Annotated in this window: 9 protein-coding genes; all 9 read right to left on the minus strand. The window is 59.9% G+C overall.

What is annotated here, in order from left to right; translation table 11 throughout:
• Positions 1-507 precede the first annotated feature (507 nt).
• Complete coding sequence (locus CJZ98_RS18155; RefSeq protein WP_232756172.1) at positions 508-2,826, minus strand: glycosyltransferase; 2,319 nt, start codon at positions 2,824-2,826, stop codon at positions 508-510.
• Positions 2,827-3,080: 254 nt separating this feature from the next.
• Positions 3,081-5,909, minus strand: a complete 2,829-nt coding sequence (locus tag CJZ98_RS18160) for a calcium-binding protein (protein WP_157910854.1) — start codon at positions 5,907-5,909, stop codon at positions 3,081-3,083.
• 123 nt (positions 5,910-6,032) lie between these two features.
• The gene (locus tag CJZ98_RS03800; protein WP_094588500.1) at positions 6,033-7,511 is read right to left on the minus strand and encodes an HlyD family efflux transporter periplasmic adaptor subunit; all 1,479 of its coding nucleotides are present in this window, start codon (positions 7,509-7,511) and stop codon (positions 6,033-6,035) included.
• A complete protein-coding gene (locus tag CJZ98_RS03805; RefSeq protein ID WP_094588502.1) occupies positions 7,508-10,666 on the minus strand; it encodes a peptidase domain-containing ABC transporter in 3,159 nt (1,052 codons plus the stop codon). Before CJZ98_RS03805 ends, CJZ98_RS03800 begins: the two co-directional genes overlap by 4 nt.
• A 3-nt stretch (positions 10,667-10,669) precedes the next feature.
• Positions 10,670-11,587, minus strand: a complete 918-nt coding sequence (locus CJZ98_RS03810) for a peptidylprolyl isomerase (protein WP_094588503.1) — start codon at positions 11,585-11,587, stop codon at positions 10,670-10,672.
• Positions 11,588-11,753: 166 nt separating this feature from the next.
• Complete coding sequence (locus CJZ98_RS03815; protein ID WP_157910855.1) at positions 11,754-14,795, minus strand: beta strand repeat-containing protein; 3,042 nt, start codon at positions 14,793-14,795, stop codon at positions 11,754-11,756.
• Between the two features lie 347 nt (positions 14,796-15,142).
• Positions 15,143-15,859, minus strand: a complete 717-nt coding sequence (locus CJZ98_RS03820) for a calcium-binding protein (RefSeq protein ID WP_108723277.1) — start codon at positions 15,857-15,859, stop codon at positions 15,143-15,145.
• Positions 15,860-15,934: 75 nt separating this feature from the next.
• On the minus strand, positions 15,935-17,086 hold the full coding sequence (locus CJZ98_RS03825) for a sulfotransferase domain-containing protein (protein WP_094588509.1): 1,152 nt from the start codon (positions 17,084-17,086) through the stop codon (positions 15,935-15,937).
• Positions 17,079-18,218 carry a tetratricopeptide repeat protein gene (locus CJZ98_RS03830; protein ID WP_094588511.1) on the minus strand — a complete coding sequence of 380 codons (1,140 nt, stop codon included), beginning with the start codon at positions 18,216-18,218 and terminating at the stop codon, positions 17,079-17,081. The genes CJZ98_RS03825 and CJZ98_RS03830 overlap by 8 nt, the downstream gene beginning before the upstream one ends.
• Positions 18,219-18,222 lie beyond the last annotated feature (4 nt).

Consider the following 18,222-nt stretch of genomic DNA (forward strand, 5'->3'; position numbering starts at 1 on the left):
GGATCATTGCCGGTGATCCGAGATTTCGGGCGGCAAGAATGGCTCCCTGCTGCCAGGGCAGGCAATCAGTCCAAGAGAGAGGACCTACTCCCCGAAAGCGTTGGAGACGCTCCAAGACATGGGCATCTCCCAACATCTGAAGCACATGCAAGAGATTTCTTACCGTTAGCGGGCTGTCACTGCCCCAAAGCAGAGCCTGCTCGTAGGCCTGCACGGCCTCATCAAGACGCTGTAGGCCGCGCAAGGCATCACCGAGCTTATGGGGTGTCCAGAAGTTGCGGCTGCCAGCAGTAATAGCGCGATGCAGAAATCTCTCCGCAAATCGATACTGCCCTTGCATCAGGAGAGTGAACGCCAGCAGATCGAGAATCTGAGGATGATGGGGAGAATCCTGAAGCAACCGACGCAGACCACCCTCAGCCACAGCCCACTCCTCGGCCTCGAGAGAACTGCGAACAAATTGCCACCAGGGACTGTGGCTGGGAAGAGCGAAACGGAGGCTAGACATCAGCCAAATCCAGGCTCCTCTCGATAGCGATGAGAAATCAGGCGCCCCCATTTATGCAGGAAGCGGCGCTCATTATCCCGCATAAGCTGTTGCCGCAGAGGACTGAGACGACCAAACGAGCCTCCCAGCTCATGATGAACAAACACATCATCACAGATCACTATCCGATAGCCTGCTTCCGCAACTCGCATGCAGTAGTCGTCGTCCTCAAAGAAGCCAAGACCATAGCCTTCATCAAGAAGGCCCACAGCATCAATAACCCGACGCGTTAGCAAAACACAGAAAAAGGCGAGCCCCTCAGCTTCATACAGCTGCCGACAGCGAGGCGCCATAAAGATCTCGCTACGAACAACCATTTCAACCATCGTGGAGTAGTTAACATGAATCTTCTGCTGATTGCCAATGTTATTGGTTAAAGGGCCACAAAGGCCAATGCTGGAATCACGAAGAGATGGTCGTATCAACTTGAAGAGCCATCCAGGTGTGACATGCGTATCATTATTCATCAAAACAACGGCATCTTTATCTGAAGATCGAATTCCACGATTACATGCAACTGGAAAGCCAAGGTTCTCGCCAAGAGGCAGGAAGCGGATGTGATCGTGCTCCGACTCCAGTTGACTCGCATAAGCATAGGTTCCATCAGTTGAGCCATTGTCAACCAGTATCAACTCATAGCGTGGATAGTTAGTATAGCTAAGGATGCTCTCTACGCAGCGGCGAGTAAGTGCAACCTGATTGTAGCAAATGATAACGATTGTTACTGATGGCAGAAGCGAAGCAAGAGTCTGTTCATAAGTATCTGCTCTGGCTTCCCATGTGTGGCCACTTGCGTAGTGAGAACGCTGTAGGGCCAGCTCTTGAGTATTCGTCTGACAAAGGGCGGAAATTGCATTGACAAATGAAACGGCATCCTCTGCTAGAGTACAAAAGTTAGATGAAAGACCAATCGCCTTAAGCTCTGGCAGTGGCGTAGCCACAACGGGCTTGCCAGCAGCCAGATACTCATAGATCTTCACCGGATTTGTTGCGCGAATCAGGTCGTTAATCTTAAAGGGAATAATACAAATGTCACAGCGCCTTAAAAAGGGGACGAGATCCTCATATGGAAGCTCTCCAAGAAAAAAGATATTGGAGCTATGAGAAGCCCTAGAAGTATCACACCCTTCAGTTGAACCTGCCAAGATGAAGAGATGATCCGGTAGTCGCTCCGCAACAGCCACGACGAGTTCAAGATCAAACCAAGTCGAGATTGCACCATAATAACCAACTACATGCGCAAAGTCGCGTGAGTCAGTGGGAAGCTGAGCCGAGGCCCCCTCAGAATGAAGGGCGGACGAGAAATATTTGTAATCACAAGCATTGCGGACCAGCACACGACGAGATGCCGTCACATGCTCATAGAGAAACTGAGAGGCAACAACAGCACAGTCACAGTCTTGGATCAAGCGACTCTCTTCCTCAAGCACTGCAGATGATGTCTCTGGAAACCCTGCAATATAATCCATGCAATCATAGATCAAAGGAAATTCTCGCAGTCCTTGTCTGCAGACAGCATGCCAAGAAGGATGCATAACGACAATCGTAGGACTAACCAGACACGCTTCATGGCAAACCTGGCGAATCTGCGCAGCTAGCCATAAAGACAATCCATGCGAAGGACGCTCGTAAATAACGTGACTATGATCAGAGCCAAGCAATGCAGGAACGGTGAGGCAGACCTCAGTCAGCGCAAGATCAATATCACGAAAACGAGGACGAAGTGCCTCGCCAGGATTGCGAGCCTCAACAGGAAGAAAGGTTGGATTAATGTAGAATACTCGATGTCCCCTCTTGCTGAGAGACAATGACAACTGCTGTGGGCGCTGAAAGCGGAAGTCCCAGTCAATAATAGAGAGGATAATCAGCGCGCCCTGGTCCGCAGCCTTGCTCAGAGTCTCTGAATTGACAGGAGTTGATCGACTGGCAGAATTAGACAGCCTCAGCACCAAATCATGTTGATGCAGAGTCCGAGCCTGCTCCTGAAGCTGTCGCTCAAGGCGTAGTATTCTGTGGAGTGATATATCAGCTTTGGCGATAGCCGTATGAATCTTGAGACTGTCTTCCTGGTCCCGTAAAACTACATCGAGTTGATCACGAGGCAGGATACTGGCTTGAACTCCACGGGAAGCCGGCAGCAGTACTCCTTCGACACGAGCCTGCAGATGGTCTGAATGCACCGGGGAAAACGGTAGGGCAATGCGAAATGCATATCGACCATCGCCAAATTCCATTCGTGAGAGATCTTCTCTTGGCTGATTGGCTAAACCATCAGCCAAGATCCTACCTGAACTGGCCTCAACGATTTCAACTCGGAGCTTCTGGTGTGGCAGAGACGGGCAGAATGCCCAGCCAAAGGCAACACGCCCAAGCACACCATCTAGACTACCTCGTATTTGCAACGAAGAGCCAGTCACAGCGAAGACAGCGGGTGATGCAATAATAGCCCAAGCATCTAGGGATCAATCCCACGACCACCATGCTTTTGGGATCTCAGGTCAGACTAAGATCCACTAGCAGCGAGTCACCGCTATCAGACAAGGTTAAATGGCGGTCCACCGAGTCCCGAAAGACTGCTCAAAGGAGAAGAATTAGCGATCGAAGCTATCTGACGACTCCATGAAGAACCACCCAAGCTACCGATCTCAATGAATGAAGGGCCTTGGGCACTGGCAGGATCAAAGGCAATGGCCAGTTGAGAGGAATCTTGCAAGCTACTGCTGCCCGAAAGCAGCTGGTCTAGAGGGGCAATTGGCAACAACCTGGTATCGCCAATCCCACTGATACCAGATGGCGTCAATTCCTGGACAATCGTTGTAACAGCGCCGCCAGCACCAACAACTGTTGTGCTTTTGGCTATACGGTCGGTGAGGCCAATACCACTTGCCGAGTTGACGAGCTTTAGATCGGCAAAGGTAGGTAGCCCACTCGATCCATTCCAAGACGGAGGAGGAACGGATGTATCAAGACCAGCAAAAACAAACAGATCTTGGCCCGCACCACCAAGGATCTTGACTCCCTGTGTGGCTGTAGTAGTCCAGGGATTCCAATTGAGAACCAGCAGATCATTGCCAGCTCCGCCATCTACCACCTGAGCAGAAGCAGAGAAGCTGATCTTATCATTGCCTTTACCTCCAAGGACCCCTTCAATACCGGCAATCCCACCAAGCACACCGGTGGCAGTGCCTGCATCCAGATCAACCATGACAGGAGTGGTAAAACTGGAGTAATCAATCAGGTCCTTTCCAGCACCTCCAACCAGCACACCATCCAACTTTGCCTGTTGGCCCATACGGACCTTGTCGTTCCCATCTCCCAGCACAAGGGATTCAACATTCTGCACTGTTACAGAGCCAACGGTGCTTGAATTAGCGCCTGTAACTGTGACGGCCAGCGGCTTAGCGGGATCAGTCGCAACCCTTAAGAGATCAGATCCAGAAGCACCATCAAGGTAGCCAGAGGTCGGGTCCTGCAGGAGGGTAATCAGATCAGATTTTGTTCCACCCTTCAATAACAGAGAGCCACTCATATCAAGTGACAATTGATTAGTATTGTCTCCAAGGACGACCGTGCTCAAGCCTTCACCGGCACGTACCACCGTGTCACCAGCAACCGAGCCTGCCAGTGACGCGAGGTTGTTGCCGTCGCCTAAGTCAATGAGGGTGTCTACCGTAGCACCCCCCACAGATAAGCGATCATTACCACTGCCAAGTAAGACTTCGGAGCGCAACAAGCCAATAGATACTAGATTAATATCAAAATCGAGACTTTGGAGCACCTCAGTTGGATTGGTGTCGACCAGTGAGGGGGATAGGATGGTGGAAATAACGACGGTATCGTTACCAGCTCCTGTATCCAGAAGGCTCTGATCAAGCCCGATGGCAGCAGCATTGAGGCTGACATGACCGGGTGACGGAACGGGGTCCCCATCCTTGGCAGCCGGTTCCGGGACTGAATCAATCAGCTGTAGATTTAGCGTCGGCTGAAGGGCCGGAACCTGAGCCTGATCCTCAGTGGCCGAGGGGACCTGGGCAAAACCACTGGTAATCTCGACAATATTATCATTGTCACCGGTAAAGATTGAGCTATTGTTAACTGCTTTGGTGATCAGATCAAAGCTCAGATCGGCTTTCTCTAAATCACCAATAGCTTGGAAACGGAGTCCACTCAGGGCTTGAACACGGAAAGACTCAAGGCCCGATCCACCGTTGACGGTGCTGTCCTGAAGGCCGACAGTGCGGGACACCAGCTGTGACACGAGACCAGCCTGGCTTTTCACGCTGATATCGATTAGGTCACGAACGTCAATGACGACAAGCTCTGTCTTGTCACCGGTGAACAACTGAGACCCATTGACACCAATACCCTCGGCTACCAAGTTGAGGGCTGCAGCCCCAAGCTCCGATATGGACGATGTCGTGATATGGCGATCAGACTGAATCTTCAGGTGATCGATATCTGAGCCGCGTAGGTCAAGCACGCTGTCGGTGATTGCCACCTGATTGAATGCGCTGACTGCAGACGCATCACCGATGGGTGACTGGGCGACAGCTCCCAACTCACTGCTCACCTGAACCAGCAGCACCTTCGGCGGCGGCGGTGGAACCTGAGGCAGCTCAGGCACCACAGGTAGCGTGGAATCGCTCAGCAGGAATTGCCGAGCCTGGGGTCCATCGATGACAGACGGTGAAGAGAACGCCAGAGGGCCGGGAGTACCCCTGATCACCGCGACTGGAGCCGGCTCAGTGGAAGGGCCACCAGCAAAGCCAAGGGATGACAAGGGCAGCGTGGGGCCAAGACCGAAATCCGTTGCCGTCCCACCACCGACATTCAGTGGCAAACTCTCCAGGCCCAGCAGGGGGGCAGACCCATCAGAAAGAGGCCCGGCCGCAACCGCAGCATCATCCACACCGCCCTCGGAAACACCGCCAGCAGCGAGGGGAGGGAGCGAGGCATCAACGGATTCTTGGCCCAGAATCGCTGCCCCGGCTTGATTGGAACCAGCACTGCTCCCGCCAAGTGTGACGAATGCAGGTCCCTGGGAGGAGATGCCACCACCCACCAGAGGCTGGATCGGAGCAGAGTCGGCTGGGATGAGCTTTGTGCTCTCGGTGACGGCAATGGGTCCCGATGGCTTGCCAGCGACAGGGGGTGCCAAGGCTGGGGCGGGACCACCGGTACCGCTGGGATGAGAACTCTCACCCCAGTCGAACAGCTGAGCAGCCTTCTCAAGGCTGTCTTCCGTGAGATAGACAAGAAAAAGACCAAGGGCCGAGCCCGTCAGCACGCCTTCCAGGGAAACGCGGCTGCCGTCACGCTTCAGAGTGATCGTCTCACGGACTTCACTGATACTGGCGTCCATGGCGGCCTCAGGCTCTACGGGTACGTATGGGCAGGTTAGCCACGGATCAGGCCCACGTCAGCAACGGAGTACAAAGAAACACTTAGACAGATCCCGGAATGTAACCGGGCACACAAGCGGCCGTCAACGAATGCTCTTGGTTGAATCCATGAACGAGCTGAAGCGATCACTTATGAGGGAGAGGGCAGGTCGGGTGCCCATCTGGATCAGTCCTGTCACAGCCATGCCGGCACGGAGTGGATAGGAACGACCATCCTTTGTGAGTTGATCAGTCTTGAGCTTGGCTATGGCAACGAAGAACTCCTGCGGATTCTGCGGATTCGCCGTACGCGCATCTGCACTGACGCGAACCAGTGTTGCCTTTACAGAGCCATACTCAGTGAAGGGGAAAGAGTTGACGCGGACATCCACTGGAGTGCCTGGCTGCAAGTGGCCAATGTCCTGATTGGAGATGGCGAGCTCAACCTCCAGATGATTATGAGGAACAATCTGAAGCAAGGGCTTGTCGGGCCTGGGTGTCTCACCTGCTTTGATGCTGAGGTCAAAGACCGTCCCCGACACAGGCGCAACAAGGCGGCCAAGACGAATCTTCTCATTGACCTCAATCAATCGGCTACTTACATCGGCCAATTGCTGGCGGGCACTGTCATACTGAGCATAGAGCTGTTTGAGATTGGCAACAGGAACCTGACGCTCACGCAAGTCGCTTTCCAGAACTTTTTGACGTGACGATTCCAGCTCCGATTCCGTACGCTCAATAGTGCTACGAAGCTCCACCTGCCGTTCCTGCTGGCGATCCATCTCCAGTTGAGACATTGCACCATTAGCAATCAGTGTCTGCATGCGATTAACGATGCCCTGATTGATGGCATACTTCTCTCGCAAGGCTGTGAGGCCACTCTGCTGCTGATCGAGGGAGAGACGTGCCCGCTCACGCTCGCTCTGGGCACTGCGGCGACGGAGTTCTACTTCGCTGGTGTCAATCGCAAGCTCGCGACTGCCTACGGCGCCCGCCGAGCCAGGGGAGGGGAGACCCAACTGAACCGCCAGTAGAGCGGTTTCCTTCTGCCAGAGAAGTTGCTGCGATTGAAGCTGGCTCTGCTGCGCCAACAGGCCAGCTTGATCGAAGAGAAGCAACGACTGGCCCGCCCGCACCACGTCACCTTCCCTCACCAGCACCTTCTGCACGAGGGCATTGACTGGTGTATTGACCGATGTCACTCCACCAACGGGGCGGAGCTTGCCAATGGCCGTGATTGAGGAATCAATCCGGGCCAGGGAACCGTAAACCACTCCAAAACCCGTGAGTCCGATCAGACTCCAAACGATGGCCCGACTCCAACCACGCGTGCTGCGGGGCAGTGTTGTACGGCGATGGCGGTAGCCACGCGGCTGGATCGCCGTTGACGTCGGGTTCGCCAGAGCCGCCTCCCTCTGCGGGTTCAGCAACAGGTCGGCACCATCCGACTCGGGCGAGAGGGTGACGGGTGTGCTGGTGGGGCTGAGGCCCGGCAGGATCTGAGGGTTGGAGCGGTCAACGCCGCGGCTGCCCTGGGGAGCAAAGCCGTCTGGGGTACCGCCGCGGGTGGAGGTCGTAGTCATTGGAGGCTCTGGATCAGAGGAAGACCGCCATAGGAGGCCTTGGACGCGGAGGACGAGGAGGAGCCAGTACGTCCCTGCTGGCAGAAGAGTGCGTAGTAGGGCCCGCGATTGGCCATGAGTACCTCGTGGGAACCCACCTCAAGAACAGCACCATTTCCCATGCAGACAATCATGTCAGCATTGACAATGGAAGAAAGGCGGTGGGTAATAAACAAGGTGGTGCAACCGCGCAGGTTTTGCATCAGGTTCTCACATACAACACGCTCAGTCTGATAATCGAGAGCGGAGGTAGCTTCGTCCATGATGAGCATTCGCGGCCTCTGCAGGATGGTGCGCGCTATGGCGATCCGCTGACGCTGACCACCGGATAGACTGCTACCCCGTTCACCCACATTGGTGGAATAACCTGCCGGTAGCGCCATGACGAAATCATGGGCTGCGGCAACGGTGGCCGCTTCAATGATCTCCTCACTGCTCGCCTCAGGATTGGTGAGGGTGATGTTCTCCTCAACAGAGCCATCAAACAGCACCGTATCCTGGGGAACGATACCCAACTGACGGCGCAGGGAGTATAGCTCGACCTTGCTGATATCGATATCATCAACCAACACCGTACCAGCCTCTGGCGCATAGAGACGAGCCAGGAGCTTGGTCAGCGTACTCTTGCCGGAGCCACTCGTACCAACAATGGCAACAAAATTACCCTCTTCCAGGACGAGATTGACGCCATTAAGCAGAAGAGGGGAGGAGCGCTGGTAACGGAAGTGAATATCACGAAACTCAACTTTACCCTTAATCTGCGGCATAACAATGCGGCTTGCATTGTCAGCTGGAGCCTCCTGTGGCGTATCAATTACATCACTTAGGCGCTCGAGAGATAGGGACGTCTCCTGAACGCTTTGCCAGATCGATGTCATCCTGAGCAAGGGAGCAGTGACATAGCCAGCAATGATCCGGAAAGCAATCAGCTCGCCCAGGCTCAACTCACCCTTGAGAACAAGGGCGGCACCTCCCCAGATCACCAGGAGGCTGGACAGTTTATTCAGGAAGGCGCTGAAGGTGCTAGCGGTTGTGCTCAGCAGAGTGTTATCAAAGCCGTCGGCTACATAATCTGTATAGAGGTCTTGCCACTTCCAGCGACTACGAAGCTCAATATTCTGGGCTTTGACCGTCATCATGCTACTGAGCACCTCGACCAGATGGCTCTGGGTGCGTGCGTTAGCAACGGCCCGACTTTGCAGCTGATTACGCACGATGGGCGACACCATCAAGGTAAGACCAACCAGGACAGGGATTACGGAAAGGGTAATGAGGGTCAGCTGCCAGCTATAGATCAGCATGACCACGATATAAAGCAAAGCAAATACCGCGTCCAAGATCGTGGTGAGGGCCGTACCCGTCAGGAACCCTCTCACTTTCTCGAGCTCACTGATGCGGTTGGTCACCTCACCAACCGGGCGCCGGTCAAAATAACTAAGGGGCAACCGCAGAAGATGGTCAATGATGCGACTGCCCAGGGAGAGATCAATGCGATTAGTGGTATCAATAAAAAGGAAAGTACGCAGAGCCAGAAGCAAGCCCTCAAAGACGGCAAACACCACCAGGAGGGTGCCCAACATGCCGAGGGCCGTGGGGCTGTTATTGATGATCACCTTATCGATGATCTGCTGAATCAACAAAGGGTTGACAAGCCCGAAGAGCTGCACAAAGAAGCTCGCCAGCAGCACCTCGATCAGTACGGCCCGATGCTGTTGCAGAGCGGGAAGGAACCAGCGGAAACCAAACTTGCGCTTGGGCGTGAATTCATTCACGCTCAAGGTGAGCACTTCCCCTTGGGCGCCCCACTGCTCCTTGAACTCCTCGAGGGTGAGCTCCTGGTTGCCCACAGCTGGAATGCCCAGCACGAGCTTGCGCGCCTGGACGCGATAGACCACGGCCATGCCGTTGCCCCAGCGCACCAGCAGAGGAGCCGTCAAGCGGGCAACGCGGTCGGCATCGATCTCCAGGAGCTGGGTCTGCAGGCCGATGGACTCGGCAACGGCGCCGGCCAGGGCAAGGGAGGCCTCACCGTGACGCTTCACCTGATCGGTGAAGATGCGTAGCAGCAATTCACGCCGGAACGGCAACCCGAGGTGGTCGCAGAGCATCCGGAAGGCCGCAATCGGTGAGTCGAGGGGGCCGATGCCACGGTGCCAGGGAAAGGCTTCGGGGGGCTGCCGATCGACATCCGCGGGCTCCGGAGGCTCAAAATCCTCCAGGTCCTGGGCCTGGGGAATGGCCTCGGGATCCTGGAGCTGAAGATGCTCCTGCCAGCGCAGCAGCTGCAGCGGTGAGGCGGGGACCAGGGCACCGCCGCCGCCACCGGAGGCAGGTTCGGCGCCATTGGCCGCGGGGGTCGGGGCGACCAGGCCATGGCCATTGCTGCTGGGCCCGTGACCGTTCGCACTGGGCTGGGACCCGGCGGCCGGACCCTCCAGCTGGGCGGCCAGACGCTGTCGATCGATGCCGAGCACCCGCAGGGGGCCCTCCCCCTGCAGCGGCAAGCGGGTGGGCAGCAGGGTGCCAACCGGCAGGGGGCCAGCGCTCACCAGCCAGAGCTTCTCGCCGTCCAGGGCCTCCAGCTGGTCCGCCTCAACCCACAGGGCTGTGCTGCTGTCCGCGAGCGCTACGGCCGCCTGGATCACCTCCCGGCCCAGGGCCCGAGGGTAGTCGCGGAGGTGCGCATCGAGGGCGGCAAACAGCTCGGCGACGTGGACACTGGCACTGAAGCGCCGGGCCAGGACCGTGTGCTGGGCAGCGGCCAGGCGCAGTTCGGCATGGGGCAGAGCCAGCACCACCACATCCGAGGAGGCAATCAGGGCCTCACAGGGCCGTCCACAACTGAGAGCGCTCCAGCCCATCACGGCACCAGGGCCCAGGCGCTGCAAGGTGCCGACCTTGCGCGGCAATCGGTCTGCCTGCACCACGGCGCGCACGGTGCCCTCCAGGAGCAGGTAGAGCTGATCCCCCGGCGAATCAGGGCGAGTGAGCACCTGCCCGAGGCGAAAGCGCAGCAGCTGGGCCTGCTCGGCGAGGCGATCCAGCAGGGCCTCCTCCTGGTCGGCCAGGAAGGGGAAACGACGGAGCAGATCCTTCATCGCCGTGGTGCTGGCCATGGATCAATTCTCTGCGGAGCCGACAAGTGTGGTGGGGGCTGAAACGCCGGTACCTGCGGTGGCGGGACTCGCGCTGGGCGAGGCCGGAGCGGTGGCGGTGGCCGGGGGGAGGAGAGACTCCGAGGGGGATTGGTCGGGCACGGGCTTCAGAGGAGTCGCGATTGCCAGCAGCCTGGGATAAACAGCCGCGATACACTCCTTGATGATAGGTTCAATCTGGCGCTCAAGAAGTTCCTGTAACAACTTCAAGCGGGTGTCGTCATCCAGCCGCGCCGGTTCACGGTGCTCCAGCTGCAGGAGCACGATGAGATCGTCAACCCGGGTGGGAGAAGAGATGTCGCCAACGGCCAGCTGGGCGAGGGCCGTCTGGATGGCCTGATGGGGCTGCTCGATGGGCATCGGCCCCACCAGCCCATAGGTGAAACGCTCATCACCGATTGAATACTGGCGAGCCAGCACACCAAAATCGGCCTCATCATCCATCAGGCGAAAGAAGATCTCTTCCGCCAAGCCCACTGAGCGTACGCACAACATGCGATAAACGACGCGCTCCAGGCTTGTTCGCCTCTCCAGGAAATAATTCTCGAGTTGGTCCTCGTAGGCGAGCTCCACCCACTGACGCAGTCGCAGCTGGTGCCAGCGTTGCGACAGCACGGGGCGAAACGATTCGGGAGCAGCCGACAGCCAGTCTCCCCTGAGCTCGCTGGGGGGAGGCGATGGCAGGCCTTGCCACAACTGCGCCAGCAGGGATGCCTCCTCGTCCTTGGCAATCTGCACGGAAGCCACCAGCTGACGGATCAGGTGGTCGCGGGTCAGTTGCTGAAGAACGCCACGCTCCTGCAGAAACTCAGCCAGGGGGCGTGAGGCGATACTTTCGGCGGCAGCGACCAGGTCGTGCTGCAGGGCGGCGGTATCGATCATGAACGCGGAGCCATGGAGGGATTCAAAGACACAGTCGGCATGGACTTGCCGACGTCACAACCCGAACAGAACCTTATTAGCCATGGGGTGAAAAGGAAAAGAGCCAGACCAGGACTGGTCTGGCTCCTGAGGGGGCAGCAGCGCGAACGATGCTGCCGGCGATCGATCAGGGGTTGTTGACGATCGACTGGGTGATACCACCCGCCGAGGCGTTGACAATGCCACTACCAATCAGATTGATGGAGTAGTTGTCAATACCAATGACATTGCTGGTGGCGGTAGCCGTAGCGGTGCCACTGGTGGAATTGGCGGTGACGATGTTCTCGAGGTAAGCCGTGCCCGACACATTGCCATTGACGGTGATCTTGTTGCCGGCGGCTCCACCACCGGAGAGGCCGAAGGCATCAATGGCACCGACAGCGTTCGCGTTGCCATTGTTGGCCGTCGCGGTGGTGCTGAACAGGCCGAAGGCATCACCGCTAACAAGGTTGAGGTTCGTGACAAGGCCGGCGGTCACGTTGGCATCGGAAATACCAACGAGGCCCAGGCCATTCGTGGTGGCCGTGGCATCGCCGGTGAGCGAGGTCGCCGTCGTACTTCCCAGGCCAGCGGCAGCGCCGAGCACATCGCCGGTGTTGCTGCCGGCCGTGAGCTGGGTGGTAGCCGCGCCGTTGCCATCGATACCCGCCAGACCAACAAGGAGGCCGGCACTGGCATCGCCACTGCTGGCGGTGGCGCTCACCCCATAGGGCGTGCCCGGGGCGGTAAAGCTACCGAGGATGGCCTGACCGGAGATGTCCCCCTTGGAACCAATCAGGATGGTCGAGCTTCCCTCCAGATCAATACCGGCTCCCAGCAGGCTGGCGGTGGCGCCGGCATTGCCAGCATTGCTGCTGGCGCTGCTGGAACCGACAGTCTGGGAGACACCCGAGACGTCGCCCTCCAGGCCGATCTTGATGTTGTTGACCACGCTGGCATCGGGAGGATTGATGCCATCCTGGTTGCCAAAGAAGTTGTTGGGATCAACCCCAAGGGAGATACCCGTGGAGAGCAGCTTGACTTCGGCGTCAGCGTTATCACCGGTAATCGGAGGGCCGGGCAGGAAGGGATCGGTGCCGTTGGAGGTGGCCGATGCCCCTGCATTCACAAATGATGTGCCCGTCACGCCGGAGGCGATCTTACCCGCACCAGGAGTCAGGGAACCGGTGCCAATGGTGATGTCACTGTTGTAGACACCGGAGCTGAGGTAGTACTGGTTCGCTCCGGTACTGTTGCCGACCCGGGCTGAAGCCGCACCGCTGTTGCTGCTGGCGGTGGCCCCAAGCTGCGACAAGTCGGCGGCATCCACCCGGCCGTTCAAGCCCACCGAGATGGGGGAGTTGTCGATGGCGATCGATGAGGAGCCCGCACCGGAGGTGGCAGTGGCGGCATCCCCCGTAACGCCTGTCACGGTGGCGGAGGATGAGATCTCAGACTGGGTGAAAGCTGAGATCGGACCTGGATTGAAAGCCGTCGTGTAGGGGTCAGCCGGGGGGAAGGCCGGAACGTAGGCGTTATCGGCGTTCAGCCCCACCGTCAGGGAGGAGTCCTTCAGGCCGGCGGTGTTGGATTGCACACCGGAGCTGGCCGTGGCGATGCCATTGACCGCCGCAGCCGTGGCGTCCACATCCAGCTGGCCCGTCGTCTGGAAGACGTTGATATTCTGGCCAACGACGATGTTGGTCAGGTAGGCGCCAAAGGTCTGATCCTGGAAGCCAGCCGAGGCCAGCGGATCGGCGTTGCTGGTATTGGTGGCCGACGCGTTGGCGTTCTGGGTGTTATCGGCGTAGAGGGTGAACGAACCATTACCGCCGATCGACACACCAGGCCCTGCAACAACAGGCCCAGGCACGGCAGGACCGTTGATGCCGCCCAGGGCCAGGCCGATCACAAAGGTGTTGTCCGTGGTCGCCGTGACATCGGCACCGCCGGTGGTGACCGACGAAGCCGTGGCATTACTGGTGACGGCGCCGCCAGCGGCAATGTTGCCATCCTGGCCAATCTTGATGGCGGACCCAGCATTGGGCACTGGGTTCGCGAAGCCCCGCAGCACGCTCTCATCACCGATACCCACGGTCTCATCGACCGAGGCCAGGGCATCGGCATCGCCATTCACGGAGCCGGCGGTGGCGTTGGTCTCGCCGTGGGCCTTGCCGCTGACGGTGCCAACCTGGCCGATCAGGATCTGCAGGCCGGATGCGCTGGTGGGGGGACCACCAAAAGTGGCGACACCATTCTGATAGATACCACCGAGCAGGTCGGCCTGGGCCGTGGCGTTGGCAGCGCCCGAGACGGTGTTGGCCGTGGCGCCGATCTGCACCAGGGCAGCCCCAGGGGTGGCTGGAACCCCCACTTCCGATCGGATGGTGGTGTTGCCGGCGCCGAAGGAGAGCACCAGGGGCTCCAGGCCACCGGAGTTGCCAGCGGCACCGGAGAAGCCGCTGTGCAGGATGCCGGCGTACTGGTTGCGGGCAAAGTCGTCGAGGCCGGCCCGGGCTGTTGCACTGCCGGTTGTCGTCGTGGCGGAGGCGTTGGTGACGCCGTCCAGCTGAACATTCACCAGATTCGCCTGGCCGGCAACGCCGCCCACCTTGATGCTGGTGTCGTAAATGCCGTAGGCATTGCCGGGATCGGCATTGGCCAGGGCATTACCAGTGGTGGTTGTCGCCGTGGAGCGAACGCCGTTGTCAACGAAGACATTGATAGCGCTCGAGCCACCAATCGCCAGCTGACCTGGGGTGTTGTCGCCCGCAACGGTGCCGTTGTTGCCCAGGTAAATGATGCCGCCACCGATGGGGCCGCTGCCGATAAAGGCACCGCCATTGGTGTTACCGGACAGCGCGAAACCATTGGTGGCCTGGGCCGTGGCATTGCTGTCCGCCGCCGTGGCCGAGGCTGTGGTGTTGGCGTACTGAGCGGCCAGGACCGAGCCGTTCAGGCCGATGGAGATGGGGGAGGTGCCCGCGTCACCAAACAGGAGGCCCACCTGGGCATTGTTCTGGGCGGTGGCTACGGCCGGAGTGCCAACGCCCTGAGTTTCAGTCGCGGAGGTGACGTTGAAGCCCGTGCCATTGGGATTCAGCGTCGAGAGCGCCTGGATCAGACCCGATCCCGCAATGGAGATCGGTACATTGTTAATAGCAATGTAAGTGGATTGCGCGAAAGCCATTTCGGGTAGTCGTGTGGTGTGGAGGCAGCGTCCACCGCCCCTGCGCAAAGGCTAGCCACGGAACCACGAGTTGCTCGACCCATTAGGAACGCTGATGCAATTCTATATCAAGATTTCCCAATGGTTCGGGCGATGACATACAGCCCGGCAGTGAAAAGTTATGTGTCCAGATTACCCCGATGATGTGTTCGGCTTTACCCCCAAGGGTCAGCAGCGCACCAAGGGGTGCCTGAGCCTGGCGACCCGACCGGCTTTCTATGGTCAGCCCAAAGAAGTGAGGTGGCAACAGCCACAACTCACTGCAAAGGGAGCCGAACCCGATAGAGGCTCAACTGTAAAGCCAGCGATCAGCCGATAAAATTGATATCAGTCAGGGCAAAGGCCTTGTCACCACTGACGATCGTCGTCACCTTGCCGTTGAAAGTGACCTGGAGGGTATTCGTGCCGATGCCAGCGAAATTGAAATCTCCCGGCTTGCCCTTAAAGGCCAACTTATCAATCCCGTTGGATCCGAAATCTTGGATCACGTCCTGATCACCACCCTGGAGGGCATCAGGAGTGAAGTAGGCCGTATCGTTACCACGCCCAAGACGAATCAAGTCGTTACCAGCACCGGGATTCACCAGGTCATTGCCAGCTGCAGCCTTGATGGTGTCGTTGCCGGCCTTGCCACGGATGAAATCGTTGCACTTCGACCCGATGATCGAGTCGTTGCCGGATCCACCGCCGAGGTAGTAACGGAATCCCCCGTCGGGAATTTGGTTGCCAGCAGCCTGGGCAATCGTGATGGCAGGCTGATCCTCGAAATCAGGGGAAACGAGCGTGTTGAGATCTACAAATGGGCCCTGGTCCGGCGGCAGGCAATAGGCCTTCTGAAAGTTATAGGTTTTATCGCCGGTGTCGCAGAAGAACGCGGCTTCGATCACGGCTCCGGCGCCACTATTTTGGGCACCGGTGACGGTGGTTTTGCCAAAGTTATAAATGGTGTTATTGGAGCCAGCGCTGTATATCTCTTCGCAGCAGAGGAAGTAGGTCTGATCGACAGTATCAATGACGCAGGACATGCCGGAATTTCTGCTGCCCGCACCCTAGCCGGACTCCCCTAGGGCCGGCCATCCCGCTTTAGGATTTCTTCAAGTTCACGGTTTCAGGTCGGCGTCCGGGGGGTGCTCCAGGTCGCGCCAGAGTTGATGGGCCTCGGCGAGCACACCCTCCCGCAGGCGCTCGGACAGATCTGCCGGGAGGTCCCCATAGGCCTCAGGAGCTGCATTGTGGCGCACCCTCCAGGCCCCCCGCTGACCCTCACTGGCCCAAGGCAGGGGCGGCAAGCCGAGGAAGGCCAACACCCGGGCCAGCACCGCCGGCGGATCCGCCGCCAGATCCTCCAGGCGCAGCACCAGCAGCTGGTCGGCAGGGAACTGGTGGCGCCAGCGCTGCAGCTGGGCTGGGTAGAGACTGCCCGTGAGGCAGTTGGGATGGTGCCAGCCCAGGGCGTTCCGCTGCTCCGGTGACAGGGCCGCGAGCTCGTCCGCCTCCTGCTCCAGCACCCGAGCCGCCTCCCCCTGCAACCCCTCCTGGCGCTGCATGTGATGGAACCAGCTCAGGGCTCGCTCGAGCGGTTCCCGCAGGAGCACGATCAGCCGGGCCTCCGGCATCAGGGTCGCCACCCGCTCCGGCCCACAGGGCAACTGCAGGTAGTTGGGCGTGGCTTCGATCCGCACGATGCCACTGCCGGGCCGGAACACCGGAAACTGGTTGCGGTACCAGGCCTCACCCCACTGCCAATAGCTGTCGAAGAAGTGCAGCTCCTTGCGGGGATGGGCCCAGATGCGCGGATGGCGGCTGAGGTAGGCGAGCAGGGAGGTGGTCCCACTCTTGGGGGCGCCAAGGATCAGGGCCTCGGGCAGCTGCGGTTCTGCCGCAGCGAGGAGGTGGGGCCGGTGCATGGGCCCGCAGCAGAGCTGGGCGGCGTGGTAGCTGCGCTGCAGCGCCGCTGCCTCCTCACCGCAGCGGCGCTGCCAGAAGGCCAGCACCTGCTGGGCCAGGGCCAGGTGGGGCACCCGCTCCACCACACCTCGGAGCCGGGGCTGCAGCTCCGCCACGTCGGCGTCGCTGAGGCGGGTGAACTGAAGCGCATGGTAGCTGGGCTGCCAGCGCGGCTCGGCCTCCAGGGAGGCCAGGAAGGCCTCCGCCGCAACGCGGAACCGGCCCGCAGCGCGGGCCTGCAACCCGGCCGTGTGCCGAGCCCGCGCCACCTCGCTGGCCGCAGCAGCGGCAGCAGACTCAGCCATGCTCCTGGACGGGCCACCACAGGCACCAGCCAGCGTGGCGCAGCCGTTCGCGGTAGGCGCCGGCCCCCTCACCAGCCGCCAGCAGCCCCACCGGCGCCACCATCGGCGGCGGCGCCGGCTGCTGACGCAGCAGACCCAGGGCCCGGTGCAGGCCCCGCCCCAGGGGGCGCTCCACAACCACCAGGCCCACGGGGGCCGGCAGGTCGTACAGCAGGCCACTGGTCTCCTCCGGCTGGCAGCGGCAGGGCATGGTCCCCAGGGCCTGGCGTACCGCCAGGGGATCGCGGCTGGCGATCGGCTGGATCAGCAGGTCCGGCGGCAGCAGCTCCTGCTCGGCCGCCCAGACACAGGGGGCCGCCCGCCGGCTGTGGAGCAGCAGCCACAGGGCCGGTCGGCGCAGCAGATCACGGCGGAGGGCCAGAAGCAGCGGCAGGGGCAGGGGGGAGGGGGCGGGGCCCGGCCAGAGAGGTCGCGGCTGCCGCCGATGGCGCTCCCCTGGGAGATCCAGCTCCGCGGGCAGGGCACCACAACGCTCCAGTTCCGCCAGACTCACCCAGGCCCGGGTGGCCAGCAGGGCGTGGCCGCGCAGCTTCAGCCCCCAGGGATGCCCTGGAGCCAGCTGCAGGCCTGTCTCCACCGCCAGCAGGGCCTCGTCGGTCCATCCCTGCTGGAGCAGCAGCCGCGCCAACAGCAGCCAAACCAGGGGCTGGGCCCGCTGGGCCCGCAGGCTGGCGCGGTACCAGCGCTCCGCTTCCCAGGGATCACCATGCTCCTCCTCCAGCACCGCCACACTGCGACAGAGCTGGGCCGGCAGGCCAGCGGCATGGGCCCGGGCCGCCAAGCGGTCCCGAGTCGCCAGGGGATCGGCAAGCTCCGCCCCGCGCCGGGGGGCGTCCAGCAGCGCCTCCAGCTCAACCAGGCCGGCCCGCCACTGGGCCTCGGCAGGCCGTAACAGCGACCAGCTGCGCCATCGGGCCGCCTGGGCCGCATGGCCCAGGCCCATCAGCCAGTCGGCCACCGCCTCGCAGGCCCCGGCGGCTCGATCGTCCTGCCCCAGGGCTTCCGCCAGGGCAGCCAGATCGGTCACCACCAACCGGTTGGCGGGATCCACCGGAACCATCACACAGGCCATGGGT

Source organism: Vulcanococcus limneticus LL, assembly GCF_002252705.1.
In the GTDB taxonomy this organism is placed as follows: Bacteria; Cyanobacteriota; Cyanobacteriia; order PCC-6307; family Cyanobiaceae; genus Vulcanococcus; species Vulcanococcus limneticus.